Below are 20446 nucleotides of genomic sequence, written 5' to 3' on the forward strand. Positions count from 1 at the left end.
CAGCGGTGTCCGAAGACTAGAGATCGACTTTCCCACCAGCAACCCTAAATACCTGTCGGACGTTTCGCTTTCCATCCCATAGCTAGCCGAACGGTCAGTTGTTTGGTTTAGCGTCGCTCAGCAACATCCCTTCCCGTGCCAAAGCATAAACCTCGAAATCACGGATACGCGTTGCTAAGGGACTTTGTTATGTGGGAGCGACTTATTCGCTGGCAAGATCGTGAGCGATTAGGGATTGGTTTTGAAAAGATCGAATCTCCATTTTTTGCGGTCGGTCATGTCCGTTGGTCTTTGGAGAGAGACCTGCACATGACGGGGCTGGATGAATTGAAAACCGCCTTTGGTTGCTACGGCGTTTATCGTAATAGGTTATCTGAGTTTAAATTGCGCCAGATGCTAGAGGCGGTAGAGCATGGGAACTGGTTCCTGGTGCTGGATGAGCCGTTCAGTCCATTGAGCCAAGACACAAGCGGCCGGTGGTGGAGGGGGCTGGAAAGTGGCTACCACCCGGCACGTGCGCAAGAGAGGTCAGAGTCGCCACCTGCTGAGCCAATCGGGGCGCTGCCAAGGCCTGCACCTATTGAAAAGCAATTGGCCTGTACCTTTACCAAACCCTGTACGTTGCCTGATGGTGCGATTGACTACACGAATTTCAGTGGGGCGATTCCCACCTTGGCCGTCGGCGACTACGGCACCTTCGCCCTGCTGGGTGGGCGTGAGGCGGACGCTGCGGGCACCATCGTTCTCAAGAAAATCAGGGGCAACCAGTTGCCGGCAGCGCTCGGAACGCTGCGATTGGGTGGGGCGGCGACGACTACAGGAGCCTCCTGTGGAGGTCTTTGTACTGCGGCAGCCGGTGCTGTAACGACGGGTGTTGCCAGCAGCGCATTGGCCGGTCTGGTTGCGTTGCTTTGGCCTTCGAGCCTTGGCGACAGTAGCTTGTACACTGACGAACAGCTCCATTCGATGAAAAATGGCCGTACGCGGCTTCGGTTGTATGTAGAGCAACAAGCTGATGGGGCCTTGAAGGGGTATGGATACAACACCCAGAAACGCCCTGACTGGGAAATGATACCGGTTGTGCAGTTTCAGGCGCGGGGCGCCCAACAAGTGGCCGACTTTGGTGATGGGGTGACCCTGATCTGGACGCCGGCGGTTGATCCGTCCAGCACCTCCGGTATTCCGCCATTGGAGGGCGCACCGCAGGCTCCGAACATCTGGATTTACCCGCCGACCGAGCAAGCGGATAACATCATCGTCAACCCGATTTACCCGCCTGAATACAAGGATTTTATTCTCGTGTTTCCGGCGGATTCGGGTGTGAAGCCGCTGTATATCGTGATGAATGTGCGCCTTCAGCCAGGGGTTGTGACGGGGCGGGGGCAGGATGTAGCAGGTCCCTGGTTAGCGGGTGCTGGTGCGGGGCTCGGAGCGCCCATTCCGACACGAATCGCTGATCAATTGCGGGGAAAGAACTTCGGCAGTTTTGATTCGTTTCGGAAGGCGTTCTGGATGGCTATAAGCAATGATCCTGAGTTGTTGGGTCAGCTAAGTCAGAGTGCTCGGGATCGTTTATCGACCGGAAACGCTCCTGTTGTTCGGGACAAGGATTCTGTGGGCCAAAGAAGCACTTACGAAATACATCATATCGAGCGCATTGCTGATGGCGGTGCCGTTTATGACGTGGACAATCTAAGGGTAAACACCCCGAAAAATCATATTGATCTTCACAGGAGGTCGTAAGTAGATATGGCAAATATTACTGATTACACAGAAGAAGAATTTGTAAGCCTTATCAATCAAATACTAATCGCCAACAAGGGGGGGACTGATGCCGAGCTGGGTGGATTGATTGAGCAATTTCGGCAGATCTCTGGGCATCCGGATGGTTCTGACTTAATTTTCTACCCTGCGCCGAGTAACGATAGCTCTGCCGAAGGAGTTGCTCTGACAGTGAAGGCGTGGCGTGCTGCTCATGGTTTGCCGGGCTTCAAAGATGCTTGATACCCCCACACTGTAGGAGCGAGCTTGCTCGCGAAGGCATCTTGACAGCCACCTTATCCCTCCAGCCAAACCCCCTACCTGTCAACTTTGACAGTAGCTATCCCCTGCCTTTAGCGGTTTGATTGAGGTGATGAGGCTGGCTGCGCTATGCAGTCTGCGCACGAGATGTCGGGAGAACGGCAATGGCAAGGGTTACAGGCACGGTCAAATGGTTCAACACAGAAAAGGGCTTTGGCTTTATCAAGCAAGAAGGCGGCGAAGATCTTTTTGTCCACTTCTCGGCCATTCAGAGCGACGGTTTCAAGACGCTTGAAGAAGGCCAGGCCGTTGAGTTCGAGGTGGTGCAAGGTCCAAAAGGACTGCAAGCGGAAAAGGTTCGTCTGGTCTAGGCAGGGACTGATCGTTCCCGCGCAGGGAGCGATCAGCCTTTGACGGCAATGCAACCCTAAATACCTGTCGGACGTTTCGCCATCTCCCGCGAACGAGCTTGTGTGGCGAGGGAGCTTGCTCCCGCTGGGGTGCGAAGCGCCCCCAATAAAGCTAGCGCGGTGAATCAGGCAAAGCGCGCAAGCCGTTCCGGGGCTGCTGCGCAGCCCAGCGGGAGCAAGCTCCCTCGCCACAGGTGATGTGTGTACGGCGGTAGCCCTTCGCTGTCCGTGAGACCGATCTGCTTCCTCAAGCAAAAGTTGGAAGGCTTCTTGCAATACCGCCTCCAGGACGCTTCCCGGCGTCAAAAGTTTGCTTCAAGGAAACGAGGAATACCGGTGGATCGCTCTCAAATGCTCAGCACGGCCCGTGGCACCCTGACTGACCTCTCGCGAGGCAATCTGGGTGTGCCGTTGTTGTTGCTGGTGATGCTGGCAATGATGATGTTGCCGATGCCGCCGTTCCTGCTGGATGTGTTCTTCACCTTCAACATTGCGCTGTCGGTCGTCGTGTTGCTGGTGTGCGTATACGCCCTGCGGCCGCTGGATTTCGCGGTATTCCCGACCATCCTGCTGATCGCCACCCTGCTGCGGCTGGCGCTTAACGTGGCTTCCACCCGGGTGGTGATGCTCCACGGCCAGGACGGCCACGCCGCCGCGGGCAAGGTGATCCAGGCCTTCGGCGAGGTGGTGATCGGCGGTAACTACGTGGTCGGTATCGTGGTTTTTGCGATCTTGATGATCATCAACTTTGTGGTCGTGACCAAGGGCGCCGGGCGGATTTCCGAGGTGAGCGCGCGTTTTACCCTCGACGCGATGCCCGGCAAGCAGATGGCGATCGACGCCGACCTCAACGCCGGCCTGATCGACCAGAACCAGGCCAAGGCCCGTCGCCTTGAAGTCGCCCAGGAAGCCGAGTTCTATGGGTCCATGGACGGTGCCAGCAAATTCGTGCGCGGCGACGCCATCGCCGGCCTGTTGATTCTGTTTATCAACCTGATCGGCGGCATGGCGGTCGGCATCTTCCAGCACGGCATGACCTTCGGCGACGCCGGCAAGGTTTACGCCCTGCTGACCATCGGTGACGGTTTAGTGGCGCAATTGCCATCACTGTTGTTATCTACAGCTGCGGCGATCATGGTGACCCGTGCTTCGGGCTCCGAAGACATGGGCAAGCAGATCAGCCGGCAGATGTTTGCCTCGCCCAAGGCGCTGGCGGTGGCGGCAGGCATCATGGCGATCATGGGCATCGTGCCGGGCATGCCCCATGTCTCGTTCCTGAGTATGGCCGCCATGGCCGCCGGCGGTGCCTACCTGTTCTGGAAAAAACAAAACAACATCAAGGTGATTGCCCAGCAGGAAGTGGCGCGCCAGCAGGAACTGCTGCCATCGCCGGCCCGCGCCCTGGAAACCAAGGAGCTGGGCTGGGACGACGTGACCCCGATCGACATGATCGGCCTGGAAGTCGGCTACCGCCTGATTCCCCTGGTGGATCGCAACCAGGGCGGGCAATTGCTGGCGCGGATCAAGGGTGTGCGCAAGAAGTTGTCCCAGGACCTGGGCTTCCTGATGCCCACCGTGCACATTCGCGACAACCTCGACCTGGCCCCGAGCGCCTACCGCCTGACCCTGATGGGGGTGATTCTGGCCGAGGCCGAGATCTACCCGGACCGCGAACTGGCGATCAACCCGGGCCAGGTGTTTGGCAGCCTCAACGGGATTACCGCCAAAGATCCGGCTTTTGGCCTGGAAGCGGTATGGATCGAAATCAGCCAGCGCAGCCAGGCGCAGTCGCTGGGCTACACCGTGGTCGACGCCAGCACTGTGGTCGCCACCCACCTCAACCAGATTCTATACAAGCACTCCCACGAGCTGATTGGCCACGAAGAAGTCCAGCAACTCTTGCAATTGCTGGCCAAGGCCTCGCCAAAACTCGCCGAAGAGCTGGTACCGGGTGTGCTGTCCACCTCGCAACTGCTCAAGGTGCTGCAAGCGCTGTTGGCCGAGCAGGTGCCGGTGCGGGACATTCGCAGCATTGCCGAAGCTATCGCCAACAATGCCGCCAAGAGTCAAGATACTGCCGCCCTGGTGGCCGCAGTGCGCGTCGGATTGTCGCGTGCAATCGTCCAAAGCATTGTAGGGCTTGACTCCGAGCTGCCTGTTATCACCTTGGAACCAAGGTTGGAACAAATATTGCTCAATAGTATTCAGAAGGCTGGGCAGGGCGCTGATGAGGGCGTGTTGCTGGAGCCAAGCATGGCAGAGAAGCTGCAACGTTCGTTGATCGAGGCCGCGCAGCGCCAGGAAATGGAAGGCCATCCGGTGATCCTGCTGGTGGCTGGCCCCGTCCGGGCGATGTTGTCGCGGTTTGGACGCCTGGCTATACCGAATTTGCACGTATTGGCTTACCAGGAAATTCCTGACAATAAGCAAGTGACTATCGTCGCGACAGTAGGGCCCAACGGCTGAGGTAGTGGGATATGCAAGTGAAGCGTTTTTTCGCCGCCGATATGCGTCAGGCCATGAAACTGGTACGTGATGAGTTGGGCGCCGACGCTGCGATTATCGGTAACCGTCGTATTGCCGGCGGTGTGGAGCTGACGGCTGCCCTGGATTACAAACCCTCGGCCCTGGCGCCGCGCGTGCCGAACATGGAACTGGAAGACGAGCTGCGCAAGACCGCTTCGCGCATTGTCTCGGCCCAGGCTGAACTGAGCATGCGTGGCGACAGCGACGCCTCCACCAATCGCCAGCTGTTCGCCGGGCTGCCGTTGACCGCGTCCGAGCCGCTGGTAGAGCCGACTTTTGTTGAACCACCGCGTCCTGCTGCGCCAGCCCCGGCGCCGGCGGTAGACCAGCGGGTGTTCGACTCGATGCGCTTCGAACTCAACGGCCTGCGTGAACTGCTGGAAGTGCAGCTGGGTTCGCTGGCCTGGAACCAGTTGCAGGGCAGCCAGCCACAACAGGCCAACCTGTGGCGTCGCCTGCAACGCATTGGCCTGTCCGGCCCGTTGTCCCGCGACCTGTTGCAACTGACCACGCAAATTGAAGAACCTCGCCAGGCCTGGCGCATGCTCCTGGCCCACCTGGCGCGGATGATCGTCACCCCGGAAATCGAACCCCTGGAAGAAGGCGGTGTGATTGCCATGGTCGGCCCGGCCGGCATGGGCAAGACCACCACCCTGGCCAAGCTGGCCGCACGTTACGTGCTCAAGTACGGCGCCCAGAACATCGCGCTGGTGAGCATGGACAGCTACCGCATCGGCGCCCAGGAACAACTCAAGACCCTGGGCCGCATCCTCAATGTGCCGGTGACCCACGTCGACCCGGGCCAGTCCCTGGCCAACGCCCTCGACCCATTGCTGCGCAAGCGCGTGGTGCTGATCGACACCGCCGGCCTGCAAGCCAGCGACCCGGCCCTGCGCATGCAGCTGGAAAGCCTGGCCGGGCGCGGGATCAAATCCAGAAACTATTTGGTGCTTGCCACTACCAGCCAGAAGCAGGTATTGACCGCCGCCTACCACAGCTACAAGCGCTGCGGGCTGGCGGGTTGCATCCTGACTAAACTGGATGAGACGGCAAGCCTGGGCGAAGTATTGAGCCTGGCAATCAGTCATGAATTACCGGTCGCCTACCTGACCGACGGGCCGCGGATCCCGGATGATCTGCATCTGCCGCGCCGTCATCAGTTGGTCAGCCGGGCTGTCAGCGTGCAAATGCAGGAAGAACCCAGTGAGGAAGCTATGGCTGACATGTTTGCTGACCTCTACCACAGCCCGAACAAGCGAGTTGGCTGAGGCATCATGGCTTTCTATTTAAAAATGACAGTGAAAAGTATCTACATCGATGGCCTGCCAGCAGTTCGCGCGGCCAACTTATGTAGCCTGCGTCTAAGCAAGACAAGGTAAAGAAATAAAATGGGCAGCATGCATCCCGTACAGGTGATCGCGGTGACCGGCGGCAAAGGTGGCGTCGGAAAAACTAACGTGTCAGTGAATTTGTCCCTGGCCCTGGCAGAGCTTGGCCGTCGCGTCATGCTGCTGGATGCTGACCTGGGGCTGGCGAACGTCGACGTTCTGCTGGGACTGACGCCCAAACATACCCTGGCCGATGTGATCGAAGGCCGCTGTGAGCTGCGCGACGTACTGTTGCAAGGCCCCGGCGGGATTCGCATCGTGCCGGCCGCTTCCGGCACCCAGAGCATGGTGCACCTGAGCCCGGCGCAGCATGCCGGCCTGATTCAGGCGTTCAGCGACATCGGCGACAACCTCGACGTGCTGGTGATCGACACCGCCGCCGGGATCGGCGAGTCGGTGGTCAGCTTCGTGCGCGCAGCCCAGGAAGTGTTGCTGGTGGTGTGCGACGAGCCCACCTCGATCACCGACGCCTACGCCCTGATCAAACTGCTCAACCGCGACTACGGCATGAACCGCTTCCGCGTGCTGGCCAACATGGCCCAAAGCCCGCAGGAAGGGCGGAATCTGTTCGCCAAGTTGACCAAGGTCACGGATCGCTTCCTCGATGTCGCCTTACAATACGTTGGCGCAGTTCCTTACGACGAGTGTGTGCGCAAGGCCGTGCAAAAGCAGCGTGCGGTCTATGAAGCGTTCCCTCGTTCGAAGTGCGCATTGGCGTTCAAGGCTATTGCCCAGAAGGTCGATACCTGGCCGTTGCCCGCCAATCCCCGGGGGCATCTGGAGTTTTTCGTCGAGCGATTGGTGCATCAGACGAGCGCAGGACCGGTGCTATGACAGCCAGCGGCTACAACCTTTACAAGAAGTCGGCACGTGACAGTCAAGTCGAATTGATCGAGCGCTATGCGCCCCTGGTCAAGCGCATTGCCTATCACCTGCTGGCGCGCTTGCCTGCCAGCGTGCAGGTCGAGGACTTGATCCAGGCCGGGATGATCGGCCTGCTTGAAGTGTCGACCAAGTACGACGCGAGCAAGGGCGCGAGTTTCGAGACATACGCGGGTATCCGTATCCGTGGGGCCATGCTCGATGAAGTGCGTAAAGGTGATTGGGCGCCGCGATCAGTGCACCGCAATACGCGGATGGTGAGTGACGCAATTCGCTCAATTGAAGCAAAAACCGGTCGCGACGCTAAAGATCATGAAGTTGCGGCCGAACTCCAATTGAGTCTCGACGATTACTACGGGATTTTGAACGATACCTTGGGCAGCCGGCTGTTCAGTTTCGACGACCTTTTACAGGACGGCGAACATGAAGGGCTGCACGAGGACGGCGCGAGTGCCCATCTCGAACCGTCACGGGACCTGGAAGATGAACGCTTCCAGAGCGCGCTGGCGGACGCGATAGCCAATTTGCCGGAGCGTGAGCGACTGGTGTTGGCGCTGTACTACGACGAAGAGCTGAACCTCAAGGAAATCGGTGAGGTCCTGGGAGTCAGCGAATCGCGGGTCAGCCAGTTACACAGCCAGTGCGCGGCCCGCTTGCGGGGGCGTTTGGGAGAGTGGCGAGCGCGCTGACAGGCAGTGTGGGGACACTGCGAACGATACCGTCCAGGCCCTGCGCTCGGACGGGCTTGGCCCGTGGTGCACCCCCGGTAGTCCTTTTTGTGTAACGCCTGTTGATTGATATGGCGCGCCCAGGTGCTGGGCGCGTTTAAGACTGCTTGGAGGTCGAATTGGACAAGAACATGAAAATCCTCATCGTTGATGACTTCTCAACGATGCGGCGGATCATAAAAAACCTGTTGCGTGACCTTGGGTTCACTAACACGGTCGAGGCGGATGACGGTATTACGGCGATTCCGATCCTCAACAGCGGGAGCATCGACTTTCTGGTAACGGACTGGAACATGCCGGGCATGACCGGTATCGATCTGCTGCGCCACGTGCGCGCTGATGAAAAACTGCGCAGCCTGCCTGTGCTGATGGTGACCGCTGAAGCCAAGCGTGAACAGATCATCGAAGCCGCCCAGGCCGGGGTCAACGGCTACGTGGTCAAGCCATTCACTGCACTGGCCTTGAAAGAGAAGATCGAAAAGATCTTCGAACGCATCGGTCATTGATGCTGCCACGGGGGAGCTATGGAGCATAAAGAATCATCGCAGGCCGACTTTGAGTCGACCCTGAAAAAACATGCTCATCAACTCGTCGAAAGCCTTGAAAGAGGCCAGTTCGGCGACGCGGTGCAGTTGATCCATGAGCTCAACCAGACCCGTGACCGCGGCCTGTACCAGGAAGTGGGCAAGCTCACCCGTGAGTTGCACAGTGCGATAGTCAATTTTCAGATTGACCCGCACATGCCCCAGGCCGAGGAAATCTCGCAGATCACGGATGCCACCGAACGCCTGTCCTACGTGGTCAGGCTGACTGAGGCGGCGGCCAACCGCACCATGGACCTGGTGGAAAACGCCACGCCTCTGGTCAACGGTATGGCCAGTGAAGCCAAGGCCCTGAGCACTGACTGGGGCCGGTTCATGCGTCGGGAAGTGGGCGCTGAGGAGTTTCGTGAGCTGGCGCGTCGGGTCGAGGGCTTTTTGTCCCGCAGCGAGCAGGAAAACCGCACGGTTTCCAGCAACCTCAATGACATTCTGCTGGCCCAGGATTACCAGGACCTCACCGGTCAGGTGATCAAGCGTGTGACCCAACTGGTCACCGAAGTGGAAAGCAACCTGCTCAAACTGGTGTTGATGGCGGGCCAGGTCGACCGGTTTGCCGGCATCGAACATGACCGCGCAGCGATCCTTTCTGAAAAAGATCCACAAAAACACCTCGCCAAGGGTGAAGGTCCGCAGATTCATGCCGATAAACGTGAAGACGTTGTATCCGGGCAAGACGACGTAGACGATTTGCTGTCCAGTTTAGGCTTCTAAGGAGCACACCCATGAGCTTCGGCGCCGATGAAGAAATCCTTCAGGATTTCCTTGTAGAGGCCGGCGAAATTTTAGAGCAACTGTCGGAACAACTGGTCGAGCTGGAAAGCCGACCGGATGATGCGAACCTGCTCAATGCAATTTTTCGCGGTTTTCACACTGTAAAAGGGGGCGCCGGCTTCCTCCAGCTCCACGAGCTGGTGGAGTGCTGTCACATCGCCGAGAACGTGTTCGACATCCTGCGCAAGGGTGAGCGGCACGTCGACTCGGAACTGATGGACGTGATCCTGGAAGCACTGGACGCGGTCAACGGCATGTTCAGTGAAGTGCGCGAGCGCGCACCGATCACTGCCGCCACGCCGGAACTGCTGGCCGCCCTGGCGCGCCTGGCGGAACCTGCGGCCAACGCTCCCGTGGTGGAAGCGGTGGCTGAGCCGGTTGCCGAGCCTGCGGGCGACGTGACCGACAGCGAATTTGAACAACTGCTGGACTCGCTGAACGCCGTCAAGGCCGAAGCCGAAGCGCCGGCAGCCAGTGCGCCGGCCATGGTGCCGACCACCGAAGACATTACCGACGCCGAGTTCGAGTCGTTGCTCGACCAGTTGCACGGCAAGGGCCAGTTTGCCCCGGACGCGGTGGCCGCAGCGCCAGCGCCAACGGAAGCCGCGGCGCCCGTCAGCAATGAAATCACCGACGACGAATTTGAAGCGCTGCTGGACCAGTTGCACGGCAAAGGCTCGTTTGCCGCCGAGGCTCTGCCGGAAGTCGCCGCAACGGCCGCCGCGCCTGCGGCACCCGCTGCTGCGCCGGCCGCCGATGGACTGATCTCCGATCACGAATTCGAAGCCCTGCTGGATGAACTGCACGGCAAGGGCAAGTTCACCGAAGTGGTCGGCGCTGCTGCACCGGCTGCTGCCGCAGTTGTCGCAACACCGGCTCCTGCCGCCAAGGCTGCCGCGCCTGTCGCAGCGAAAGCGGCTCCGGCTCCGGCTCCAGCACCGGCCCGGGCTGCCACGGCTGCCCCGGCCCCGGACAAGCAACCGGCCAGTGAAGCCGAAACCACCGTGCGGGTTGATACCGCGCGCCTGGACGACATCATGAACATGGTCGGTGAACTGGTGCTGGTGCGTAACCGCCTGGTGCGCCTGGGCCTGAACAGTGGCGACGAGGCCATGCAAAAGGCCGTGTCGAACCTCGACGTGGTCACCGCAGACCTGCAGACCGCCGTCATGAAGACCCGGATGCAGCCGATCAAGAAAGTCTTCGGCCGTTTCCCGCGCCTGGTTCGCGACCTGGCACGTCAGCTCAAGAAAGAGATCAACCTGGAACTGGTGGGTGAAGAAACCGACCTCGACAAGAACCTTGTCGAGGCCCTGGCCGACCCGCTGGTCCACTTGGTGCGCAACGCGGTCGACCACGGTGTCGAGACGCCGGAAGAGCGCGAAGCCTCGGGCAAGAACCGCCAGGGCAAAGTGATCCTGGCGGCCGAACAGGAAGGCGACCATATCCTGCTGTCGATCACCGATGACGGCAAAGGCATGGACCCCACGGTACTGCGCAACATTGCAGTCAAGCGTGGGGTGATGGACAAGGACGCCGCCGACCGCCTCACCGACACCGAGTGCTACAACCTGATCTTCGCCCCGGGCTTCTCCACCAAGACCGAGATTTCCGACGTGTCGGGCCGTGGCGTGGGCATGGATGTGGTGAAGACCAAGATCAGCCAGCTCAACGGCTCGATCAACATCTACTCGACCAAGGGCCAGGGCTCGAAGATCGTCATCAAGGTGCCGTTGACCCTGGCGATCATGCCGACCCTGATGGTGATGCTGGGCAACCAGGCGTTCGCCTTCCCGCTGGTCAACGTCAACGAAATCTTCCACCTCGACCTGTCGCGCACCAACGTGGTGGACGGCCAGGAAGTGGTGATCGTGCGCGACAAGGCGTTGCCGCTGTTCTACCTCAAGCGCTGGCTGGTGGCTTCGGCCAAGCATGAAGAGCAGCGCGAAGGCCATGTGGTGATTCTTTCCGTGGGCACCCAGCGTATCGGCTTCGTGGTCGATCAACTGGTGGGCCAGGAAGAAGTGGTCATCAAGCCTTTGGGCAAAATGCTGCAGGGAACCCCGGGCATGTCGGGTGCGACCATTACCGGTGACGGTCGGATCGCGCTGATTCTGGATGTTCCGAGCATGCTCAAGCGTTACGCCGCACGGCGTATTTGATTCGGCCCGGGCAGGGCGGTTGTCCCTCGCCCGGCCTAACGGAGTGTTTATGGTAGTCAAGGTCCTGGTGGTGGACGATTCGGGTTTCTTCCGCCGCCGCGTCTCGGAAATTCTTTCATCGGATTCCAATATCCAGGTGGTCGGCACGGCCACCAACGGCAAAGAGGCGATCGATCAGGCCCTGGCGCTCAAGCCGGACGTGATCACCATGGACTACGAGATGCCGATGATGGACGGCATCACGGCGGTGCGGCACATCATGCAGCGCTGCCCGACGCCGGTGTTGATGTTCTCCTCGCTGACCCACGAAGGCGCCCGGGTCACCCTGGATGCGCTGGATGCCGGCGCGGTGGACTTCCTGCCGAAGAATTTCGAAGACATCTCGCGCAACCCCGAGAAGGTCAAGCAGATGCTCTGCGAGAAGGTGCACAGCATCTCCCGCAGTAACCGTCGCAGCCTGTTCAGTGCGCCGGCGCCCGCACCCGTTACGCCGCCACCGGCCGCCCCGAGCACCTTTGGTCGCCCGGCGCCGGCACCGGTTGCGCGCCCGGCCGCCGCCCCGGTGCGTACGGCTGCGCCCGCCGCACATTCACCTGCGCCCAAGCGCAAGGCCTACAAGCTGGTGGCCATCGGTACGTCCACCGGCGGCCCGGTGGCCTTGCAGCGGGTGTTGACCCAATTGCCGGCGAACTTCCCGGCGCCGATCGTGTTGATCCAGCACATGCCGGCCGCGTTCACCAAGGCGTTCGCCGAGCGCCTGGACAAGCTGTGCCGCATCAGCGTCAAGGAAGCCGAGGATGGCGACATCCTGCGTCCGGGTCTGGCGCTGCTGGCCCCTGGTGGCAAGCAGATGATGGTCGATGGCCGTGGTGCGATCAAAATCCTGCCGGGTGACGAACGCCTGAACTACAAGCCGTGTGTGGATATCACCTTCGGGTCTGCGGCCAAATCCTACGGCGACAAAGTTTTGGCGGTGGTGTTGACCGGCATGGGCGCCGACGGCCGTGAAGGCGCGCGCCTGCTCAAGCAGGGCGGCAGCGCGATCTGGGCCCAGGATGAAGCCAGCTGCGTGATCTATGGCATGCCCATGGCCATCGTCAAGGCCGACCTGGCCGACGCCGTCTACAGCCTCGACGACATCGGCAAGCACCTGGTGGAGGCTTGCCTCTGATGGATGTATTGAGCCTGATTGGCATCATCATGGCGTTTGTCGCGATTATCGGCGGCAACTACCTCGAAGGCGGCCACCTGGGCGCCCTGGCCAACGGCCCGGCAGCGTTGATCGTGATCGGCGGCACCGTGGGCGCGGCGTTGTTGCAGTCGCCCATGAGTTCGTTCAAGCGCGCGATGCAGATCCTCATCTGGATCATCTTCCCGCCGCGTGTCGACTTGCCGGGCGGCATCGACCGCGTGGTCAACTGGAGCCTCACGGCGCGCAAGGAAGGCCTGCTCGGGCTGGAAGGCGTGGCCGATGCCGAGCCCGACAGCTACGCCCGCAAAGGCCTGCAACTGCTGGTGGACGGCGCCGAGCCGGAAGCGATTCGCAGCATCCTCGAAGTGGACTTCTACACCCAGGAAAGCCGCGACATCAACGCTGCCAAAGTCTTTGAAAGCATGGGCGGCTACGCGCCGACCATCGGCATCATCGGTGCGGTGATGGGCTTGATCCACGTGATGGGCAACCTGGCCGATCCGTCGCAACTGGGCAGCGGGATTGCCGTGGCGTTCGTCGCCACCATCTACGGCGTGGCCAGTGCCAACCTGGTGTTGTTGCCGGTGGCCAGCAAGCTCAAGTCGATCGCCCTGCGCCAGTCGCGTTATCGCGAGATGTTGCTCGAAGGCATCCTCTCGATTGCCGAGGGTGAAAACCCGCGCTCCATCGAATTGAAGCTCCAGGGCTTCATGGATTGATGGGAGGTATTTGTTGTGAGCCGTCGCCGCCGCGAGCCTGAAGAACACGTCAACCATGAACGCTGGCTGGTGTCCTACGCCGACTTCATTACGTTGCTGTTCGCGTTTTTTGTGGTGATGTACTCCATTTCCTCGATCAACGAAGGCAAGTACAAAGTCATTTCCCAGGCGCTGATTGGCGTGTTCAACGACGCTGACCGCGCCCTCAAGCCGATACCCATTGGCGAAGAACGCCCCAAGACCGTGACCCCGGCCAAGCCGCTGGTCAACGACAGCGATGAAACCGCCGCCGGCATCGCTGGCACCAGCGACCCGCTGAAAAGCATCGCCGATAACATCAGCGCGGCCTTTGGCGACCTGATCAGCTCCAACCAGATGACCGTGCGCGGCAATGAGTTGTGGGTCGAGATCGAACTCAATTCCAGCCTGCTGTTCGCCAGTGCCGATGCAATGCCCAGCGACCAGGCGTTTACCATCATCGACAAGGTGGCGGCGATCCTGAAGCCGTTTGAAAACCCGGTCCACGTTGAAGGCTTTACCGATAACCTGCCGATCAGTACCGCGCAGTACCCGACCAACTGGGAGCTGTCTTCGGCCCGGGCGGCGAGTATTGTACGAATGCTCGCGATGCAGGGTGTGAACCCCGGGCGCCTGGCGTCGGTGGGTTACGGCGAGTTCCAGCCGGTGGCCAATAACGCCACGGCGGAAGGCCGTGCGCGCAACCGTCGGGTGGTGCTGGTGGTGTCGCGCAACCTGGACGTGCGCCGCAGCCTGACCGGTACCGGCACTGCCAATGCAACACCGGATGCCGCCTTGAAGCGGGCTGGCACACAAACTGCACCAGCGCCCGTAAAGGCGCCGGTTCGCGGGAGTGCCGTCAATTCTCCGTCACCGGCTCTATAACCCCATGCAATTTCTCGGTCGAGCCTGTGCCTGCCGGGAGGAACAATCCGAATGAGAGTCTGGGCAGTTGCCAATCAAAAGGGTGGTGTCGGTAAAACCACCACGTCCATCGCCTTGGCCGGCTTGCTGGCCGAGGCCGGCAAGCGTGTGGTCGTGGTCGACCTGGACCCCCACGGCTCCATGACCAGCTATTTCGGCTATGACCCGGATGCCCTGGAACACAGTTGCTACGACCTGTTCCTGCACAAGGGCAGCGTGCCGGCCGACTTGCCGGGGCAACTGTTGCTGCCTACCAGCAATGAAAAGATCTCGCTGTTGCCGTCCAGCACCGCCCTGGCCACCCTTGAGCGCCAGTCGCCGGGGCAGAGCGGCCTGGGCCTGGTGATCGCCAAGACCCTGGCGCAGCTGTGGCAGGACTTCGACTACGCGATCATCGACAGCCCGCCGTTGCTCGGCGTGCTGATGGTCAACGCCCTGGCCGCCAGCCAACAGCTGGTGATCCCGGTGCAGACCGAGCACCTGGCCGTCAAGGGCCTGGAGCGCATGGTCAGCACCCTGGCGATGATCAACCGCTCGCGCAAGCAAGCGCTGCCGTTCAGCATCGTGCCGACTCTGTTTGACCGCCGTACCCAGGCGTCCCTCGGCACCTTGCGGGTATTGCGCGATGCTTATCCGGACACCATCTGGCAAGGCTACATCCCGGTGGACACGCGCCTGCGGGATGCGAGCCGGGCAGGGCTGACGCCGTCGCAGTTCGACGGCAAGAGCCGTGGGGTGCTGGCGTATCGGGCGTTGCTCAAGCACCTGTTGTCCCAGCAACTTGTGGCGCAGGTGGCGTGATGGTCATAAACAGCCCTGTAGGAGCCTGGCTTGCCAGCGATGCAGACGCCGCGGTTTTCCTGACCAAACCGGCTCTCGATTCAAGTCCGGACACTCACAGGCCGATAACCTCTGAATACAGGGTTGATGGGGCTTGCGCGTGGGCATACAGATGAACCGTCCCGTTGATTTCAAGACCCGGCCGCAACTGGCGCTGGAGTCCTACCTGGACGCCTTGCTCCAGGACGCCACCGAGGACATGCCGGAACCGATTCTGATCCTCGATGAAGTCATCGAGCCTGAACCTGCTGCCCTGGACGAGTTTCAGTTGGCGGTCCTGGAAGAACAGGCCCGTGATGCGTTGGTGGTTCCCGTAGCAGTTCCTGTACCGGTTGCTGTGCCCGTCGAGCCTGTGGTGATTGCGCCTGTAGTGGTGGAGCCGGTGGTTGAGGTTCACCTCCCGCCGAGCATCACGCCGCCGCCGGTACAGGGCGACGGTCGCCCGGTGTGGGCTGCGGAGCCGTTCGAATGTTTGCTGTTCGATGTCGCCGGGCTGACCCTGGCGGTGCCGCTGGTGTGCCTGGGGTCGATCTACTCCCTGGAAGGCCAGGAGTTGACGCCGTTGTTCGGCCAGCCGGATTGGTTCCTCGGGATCCTGCCGAGCCAGCAGGGCAACTTGAAGGTATTGGACACCGCGCGTTGGGTGATGCCCGACCGCTACCGCGATGACTTCCGCCAGGGCCTGCAATACGTTATTTCGGTCCAGGGCTACGAGTGGGGGCTGGCGGTGCATCAGGTCAGCCGCTCATTGCGCCTGGACCCGAACGAAATCAAATGGCGCAGCCACCGGGGCCAGCGGCCATGGCTGGCGGGCACTGTGATCGAACACATGTGCGCGTTGCTGGATGTCGCCGAACTGGCGGAGTTGATTGCCAGCGGCGCGGTAAAAGCCATGCCGCTGAACAAACGCACTTGATAACAAGCAGCAGCGCTACGGCGCTGCCCAAGAACACACACCGTAACCAACGGTATTTGAAGGGGTCTGGAGTATGAACAAGTCAGTGTCCGCACAAGGTCTGGTGGATGATCCAATCCTGCAATGGGTCACCTTCAAGCTGGACAACGAGTCCTATGGCATCAACGTGATGCGTGTGCAGGAAGTGCTGCGCTACACCGAAATCGCTCCGGTTCCGGGTGCCCCAAGCTATGTGCTGGGCATCATCAACCTGCGCGGCAACGTGGTGACCGTGATCGACACCCGCCAGCGTTTTGGCCTGGTGCCGACCGAAGTCAACGACAACACCCGCATCGTGATCATCGAAGCCGACAAGCAAGTGGTCGGGATCATGGTCGACAGCGTGGCGGAAGTGGTTTACCTGCGCCAATCCGAAGTCGAGACTGCGCCGAACGTCGGCAACGAAGAATCGGCCAAGTTCATCCAGGGTGTCTGCAACAAGAACGGCGAACTGCTGATTCTGGTTGAGCTGGACAAGATGATGAGCGAAGAAGAGTGGCAGGACCTGGAGAATATCTGATTGTTTCTTGAGGTAGCGGTGATCGTCCTGGCCATCCTTTGGGCCGGGACCCTGGGCTTCCTGCTGCGTTATGTTCGCCAGCAACGGGAATTGGCCACTCGACAAGTCGAGCGCGACGCTGTGCGCGACCGGCGGATCCTGGAGCTGGCCAAGCGGGTCGACCACTTCCAGCAAAGTGCGGTGCGTGTGGGTGATGAAGTGCACGAGCTGCGTTCGGTGCTGGCGCCGTTGCCGGACAAGCTGTCGGCACTCGAGCAGCGTGACCCGTCGAGCCTCTCATTCGCCCAGGCGGCGAAGCTGGTGGGCATGGGCGCCACGGTGGATGAGCTGACCCAATCCTGCGGGTTGACCCAGGCTGAAGCGCAGTTGATGAGCCGGTTGCACAAGGACAGCTGAAGGTTACGAGCTGCAAGCGCTATTGCTTGCAGCTTATAGCCGGTGCCGGTTGCTCAGCCATTCGGCCATGGTCGAGTCCTCCAAAGCATATTCACCACGGTTGGCTTTCCAGACCAACTCCTTCTCCCGCAGCACTTCCAGTGCTTTCTGCACGTTTGGCGTGCTGGCGTTCGGCTCGACCTGGGCCTGTTCCAGCTTGCGGTTCACATCCTGGAAGGTTTTTTCCGCAAAAGGCGAGAACGCCTGCTTGCCCAGGGTTCGTTCGCCCATCACTTCGAGCACCGCCTGTTGCAGCGGCGAGAGGTCGTTGTAGGCGCTCTCGTAATCGCTCCAGATGCCGGCCTGGTGATTGAGTGCTCCGGTCCTCAGCAACTCGCCAAGGTTGCTGGCCTCGCCAAGACCCACGCTCACTTCGGTCAACAGTTTGTTGAGCATTTCCGGGCGTCGGCCGACGAGCTGAAACGCGTAGTCCATATCCTCAAGGTTGAACTGGTTGGTCGCAGCCAGGCGCTGGTTCCACAGGTCCGTCACGAACTCCACAAAGTCGCGGCTCAGCAACGGGAATGGCGTGATGTGGGCGCCGAAGAACGGTTGTTTGCTCTTGAGTACCAGGTTGGCCAGTTTGTCCCGGCTGGAGCCGGTGAAGACCAGGCGCAGGCCATCGGCCGTGCTGCTGCCGTTGAGATGATCCCGTGCCGCCTTGAGGGCGAACATGGCGTTCACCCCGCCTTCGCTGTTGAGGGCGTGCTGGGCCTCGTCCACGATCAGCACGATCATTTGCCCCGAGACCTGGTGCAGCACGTCCAGGGCGTGGCTGAGCGTGGTGCCGGCGGGCAATTGCGGTTTGGTGAAATCCCAACTCAAGGTGCGCAGCAGGCTGATCTTGTCGATACCGGCCTTCTTGGCCGCTTTGCTCACTGCGCTTTCGAACTCGCCCAGGGCTTTGCCGATGGCGCCGGAGATCAGTTCGGCGGGGTCGACTTCGCGGTTCATCCACAGGTCCACGTACACCGGCAGCCAGCCCCGGGCCTTGCACTCGGGGATAAGGTCGTTGCGCAGGAACGTACTCTTGCCGGTACGGCGCGGAGCCGCGAGGAACATGCCGGAGCTGTAGTCGGCAAATGACTCGCCTGCCAGATCACGGGCGAGCGCTTCGGCGAGTAGCTTTCGACTGAGAATCGGGCGGGTAGGGCTCATGGGTTTATCCTGAACTATCGGGTTCGAGATAATCTATACCTCGAAAGATATAATTGCTATACACCACCCACCGCAACTGATCATTCCCACGCTCTGCGGGGGAATGCATCCCGTGACGCTCCGCGTCACCCCTGCGCAAGACTTGAACGTTGCAGCGCCGGTTGGACGCGGAGCTCCGAGGCGGCGTTCCCACGCAGAGCGTGGGAACGATCAGCCGGCTCCCACCTTAATAATCGTCGCCTCTTTCCGTCACATCCCGCTCCACCGGCCCCGCGTCCGGGTCGTAGCCCACCGGGAACTTGCCCTTCAGCGTCCAGGCAAACGCGATGATCTCGGCGACGGTGCGGTACAACTCTTCCGGGATGCTGTCGCCCAACTCCATGCGTGCCAGTAATTTGACCAGCTCGGCATTTTCGTAAATCGGGACTTCGTTCTCCCGGGCCAGCTTGAGGATGGCTTCGGCCAGGGCATCGTCGCCCTTGGCGGTCAGGGTCGGCGCTTGTTGCCCGTCGTATTTGAGGGCGATGGCCTGGCGGGGCGGGTTGGGGTTTTTCATGCGGTTTCATCCACCCAGCGTTGTTCAAGCCCGGTTTTCGGGCCCCGTGGCGGGGTACCGAGGTGGCAGTCGAGGTCGCCGACGTTGAGTCCCGACGACACCAGGCGCTCGCGCAGGCTGCCCAGGTGGCTTTCGATCAGGCTGGCGGTGAAGGGCCGGGTCGCCCACAACTGGCTCGACAGTTTGCCCTGGCTCAGTTGCGCCTGGACCTGCAACGGGCCGAGCGGCTCCATGTCGAGCGCCATTTCCACGCGCCAGAGCATTTGCTTGGGATCCTTGCTGTCCTTGCGTTCCGGCTGTTCCTTGTCGGGCGCCGGTTCTTCCCGCTGGAACTTGACCTGCAACGGCACGATGTCCTGCAAGGTGCGCATGGGGATTTCCAGCTGCCAGGTGGTCAAGAGCTTGCCGTCGGCGGTGGTACCGGTCTGCTCCAGGCTCGACAGCTGATGGCTTTGCAGGCGGGAGATGGCCCCGGCGGCCAGGCGCAGCAGGTTTTCCAGGTCACTTTCACCTTCCAGGCGTTGCATCAGCCGATCGGGCAGCGGAAAGCCTGCGGGCGCCTGCCTGGCGCCGACCTGGCCGAGGGTGCCCAGCGGGCTGCGTACGAAGCTGGGCAGCAATTGCGCCAGGGTGTTGGCAGCGAGGATCGCATTCAGATTGGTGCTGGCGGGCAGGGATGGCAGCAGGTCGGCGACGAAGCGCAGCAGCGCGCCTTTCATGTCCAGCGGCGGTATCTGCGGGTTTTGCCCGGCCAGCAACTTGGCTTCGAGGAAGGTCCCGCTGTTCTGGATCAGTTGCGCCAGCACCTTGGGGTTGCTGGCCTGGGCCAGGTCGGGCAGGCCGGCGAGCAAACGCTCGGCGGCGGCGCGCAGGTCGGCCCCGGTGCTGTCGCTGCTGGTCGCCGGCAGGCTTTGCAGCGCGGTGAACACCACGTCCAGCGAGCCCTGGCGGCTTTGCTGGGTGGAGAGTTGCTGGGCCACGGCCAATTGGTCCTGGCGCCCGCTCAGCGGTACAAAACTCAAGGTCTGCGCACTTTGCACCACGGCGCTGAGCAGGCTGCCGACGCGCAAGGGCTGCGGGCTTTCGACGGTCAGGGTCGCGCCGCTGAGGACGTTATTGAGCACCGACACCAGTGAGCGATACACCACCGGCTGGTTGGCGCCCTGTGGCAGCGCCTGGGTGGTCAGCACCTTGCCTTGCAGCAGGGTGCCCACCGGTAACTGGCTGGTATCGATACGCGTCAGCGCGGCGACGCTGGAACTCAGGGCCTGCTGCAGGCTGATGGACAAATTGCCCGACGGCGTCTGGCTGACTTCCACCTGGGTACCCAGCGGCAGCGGCTGGCTGCTGCTGGCCTGCACCAGGGTTTGCCGGCCGCCTTCCAGGGTCAGCTTGAGCAGCAACTGAAATGCATCGCCGCCTTGTTTCAGTGCCAGCACCTCGGCATTTACGGTTTTTCCGGGGTCGATCAGGCCGGTCTGCGGCTCCAGCAGTTTCAGCAACTCGCCCGCTGCAGGCGCGGGCGCAGGCCCGGCCGGAAGCGTCGGGGGGAGCGTGGGAAGATTGATCTCACCGGTCATCGTGCGCGCCGTCTCAGGGGAAATTGCCCTCTTTAGAGTAGGGCATCACATGTATAAT

20 protein-coding genes are annotated in these 20446 nt (G+C 61.1%); 17 read left to right on the forward strand and 3 right to left on the reverse strand.

Annotated features, from left to right (window positions below):
• Nucleotides 1–189 precede the first annotated feature (189 nt).
• From HYE77_RS13315 to HYE77_RS13395, 17 genes are all read left to right on the forward strand, one after another.
• Entirely contained in the window at nucleotides 190–1743 is a 1554-nt protein-coding gene (locus HYE77_RS13315) for an S-type pyocin domain-containing protein (protein ID WP_177027721.1), read from the forward strand.
• 6 nt (nucleotides 1744–1749) lie between these two features.
• Nucleotides 1750–2004: a bacteriocin immunity protein gene (locus tag HYE77_RS13320; protein ID WP_087694328.1), complete on the forward strand. Its 255-nt coding sequence runs from the start codon at nucleotides 1750–1752 to the stop codon at nucleotides 2002–2004.
• A gap of 182 nt (nucleotides 2005–2186) precedes the next feature.
• The gene (locus HYE77_RS13325) at nucleotides 2187–2393 is read left to right on the forward strand and encodes a cold-shock protein (RefSeq protein WP_177027722.1); all 207 of its coding nucleotides are present in this window, start codon (nucleotides 2187–2189) and stop codon (nucleotides 2391–2393) included.
• Nucleotides 2394–2783: 390 nt separating this feature from the next.
• Nucleotides 2784–4898, forward strand: a complete 2115-nt coding sequence (flhA, locus tag HYE77_RS13330) for a flagellar biosynthesis protein FlhA (RefSeq protein ID WP_023659255.1) — start codon at nucleotides 2784–2786, stop codon at nucleotides 4896–4898.
• 11 nt (nucleotides 4899–4909) lie between these two features.
• Nucleotides 4910–6226, forward strand: a complete 1317-nt coding sequence (gene flhF, locus HYE77_RS13335; RefSeq protein ID WP_003214543.1) for a flagellar biosynthesis protein FlhF — start codon at nucleotides 4910–4912, stop codon at nucleotides 6224–6226.
• Nucleotides 6227–6346: 120 nt separating this feature from the next.
• On the forward strand, nucleotides 6347–7180 hold the full coding sequence (gene fleN, locus HYE77_RS13340) for a flagellar synthesis regulator FleN (protein WP_003192912.1): 834 nt from the start codon (nucleotides 6347–6349) through the stop codon (nucleotides 7178–7180).
• Complete coding sequence (gene fliA, locus HYE77_RS13345) at nucleotides 7177–7917, forward strand: RNA polymerase sigma factor FliA (RefSeq protein WP_008434817.1); 741 nt, start codon at nucleotides 7177–7179, stop codon at nucleotides 7915–7917. The genes fleN and fliA overlap by 4 nt, the downstream gene beginning before the upstream one ends.
• A gap of 170 nt (nucleotides 7918–8087) precedes the next feature.
• Entirely contained in the window at nucleotides 8088–8462 is a 375-nt protein-coding gene (locus HYE77_RS13350; RefSeq protein ID WP_005790040.1) for a chemotaxis response regulator CheY, read from the forward strand.
• A gap of 18 nt (nucleotides 8463–8480) precedes the next feature.
• Nucleotides 8481–9269, forward strand: a complete 789-nt coding sequence (locus HYE77_RS13355; protein WP_003214538.1) for a protein phosphatase CheZ — start codon at nucleotides 8481–8483, stop codon at nucleotides 9267–9269.
• 11 nt (nucleotides 9270–9280) lie between these two features.
• A complete protein-coding gene (locus tag HYE77_RS13360) occupies nucleotides 9281–11491 on the forward strand; it encodes a chemotaxis protein CheA (RefSeq protein WP_177049308.1) in 2211 nt (736 codons plus the stop codon).
• 49 nt (nucleotides 11492–11540) lie between these two features.
• Nucleotides 11541–12662, forward strand: coding sequence for a chemotaxis response regulator protein-glutamate methylesterase (locus tag HYE77_RS13365; RefSeq protein WP_008434810.1), 1122 nt, complete (start codon nucleotides 11541–11543; stop codon nucleotides 12660–12662).
• Complete coding sequence (locus HYE77_RS13370; RefSeq protein WP_003210645.1) at nucleotides 12662–13402, forward strand: flagellar motor protein; 741 nt, start codon at nucleotides 12662–12664, stop codon at nucleotides 13400–13402. Before HYE77_RS13365 ends, HYE77_RS13370 begins: the two co-directional genes overlap by 1 nt.
• Before the next feature lie 15 nt (nucleotides 13403–13417).
• A complete protein-coding gene (motD, locus tag HYE77_RS13375) occupies nucleotides 13418–14305 on the forward strand; it encodes a flagellar motor protein MotD (RefSeq protein WP_008434806.1) in 888 nt (295 codons plus the stop codon).
• A gap of 51 nt (nucleotides 14306–14356) precedes the next feature.
• Nucleotides 14357–15145: a ParA family protein gene (locus HYE77_RS13380; protein WP_003210643.1), complete on the forward strand. Its 789-nt coding sequence runs from the start codon at nucleotides 14357–14359 to the stop codon at nucleotides 15143–15145.
• 151 nt (nucleotides 15146–15296) lie between these two features.
• Entirely contained in the window at nucleotides 15297–16100 is an 804-nt protein-coding gene (locus HYE77_RS13385; RefSeq protein WP_003210642.1) for a CheW domain-containing protein, read from the forward strand.
• A 73-nt stretch (nucleotides 16101–16173) separates the two neighbouring features.
• Nucleotides 16174–16659, forward strand: a complete 486-nt coding sequence (locus HYE77_RS13390) for a chemotaxis protein CheW (RefSeq protein ID WP_003210641.1) — start codon at nucleotides 16174–16176, stop codon at nucleotides 16657–16659.
• Nucleotides 16660–17055, forward strand: a complete 396-nt coding sequence (locus tag HYE77_RS13395; RefSeq protein WP_003210640.1) for a DUF2802 domain-containing protein — start codon at nucleotides 16660–16662, stop codon at nucleotides 17053–17055. It abuts the gene before it with no gap.
• 33 nt (nucleotides 17056–17088) lie between these two features.
• On the opposite strand, the gene HYE77_RS13400 is transcribed toward HYE77_RS13395, so the two are convergent.
• The 3 genes from HYE77_RS13400 to HYE77_RS13410 form a co-directional block, all read right to left on the reverse strand.
• Nucleotides 17089–18252: a hypothetical protein gene (locus HYE77_RS13400; protein ID WP_102369668.1), complete on the reverse strand. Its 1164-nt coding sequence runs from the start codon at nucleotides 18250–18252 to the stop codon at nucleotides 17089–17091.
• A gap of 226 nt (nucleotides 18253–18478) precedes the next feature.
• Entirely contained in the window at nucleotides 18479–18808 is a 330-nt protein-coding gene (locus HYE77_RS13405) for an EscU/YscU/HrcU family type III secretion system export apparatus switch protein (protein ID WP_003210638.1), read from the reverse strand.
• A complete protein-coding gene (locus HYE77_RS13410) occupies nucleotides 18805–20388 on the reverse strand; it encodes a flagellar hook-length control protein FliK (RefSeq protein ID WP_032899324.1) in 1584 nt (527 codons plus the stop codon). Before HYE77_RS13410 ends, HYE77_RS13405 begins: the two co-directional genes overlap by 4 nt.
• Nucleotides 20389–20446: the final 58 nt, after the last annotated feature.

It is taken from the genome of Pseudomonas sp. IPO3774 (assembly GCF_013386835.1).
GTDB lineage: Bacteria > Pseudomonadota > Gammaproteobacteria > Pseudomonadales > Pseudomonadaceae > Aquipseudomonas.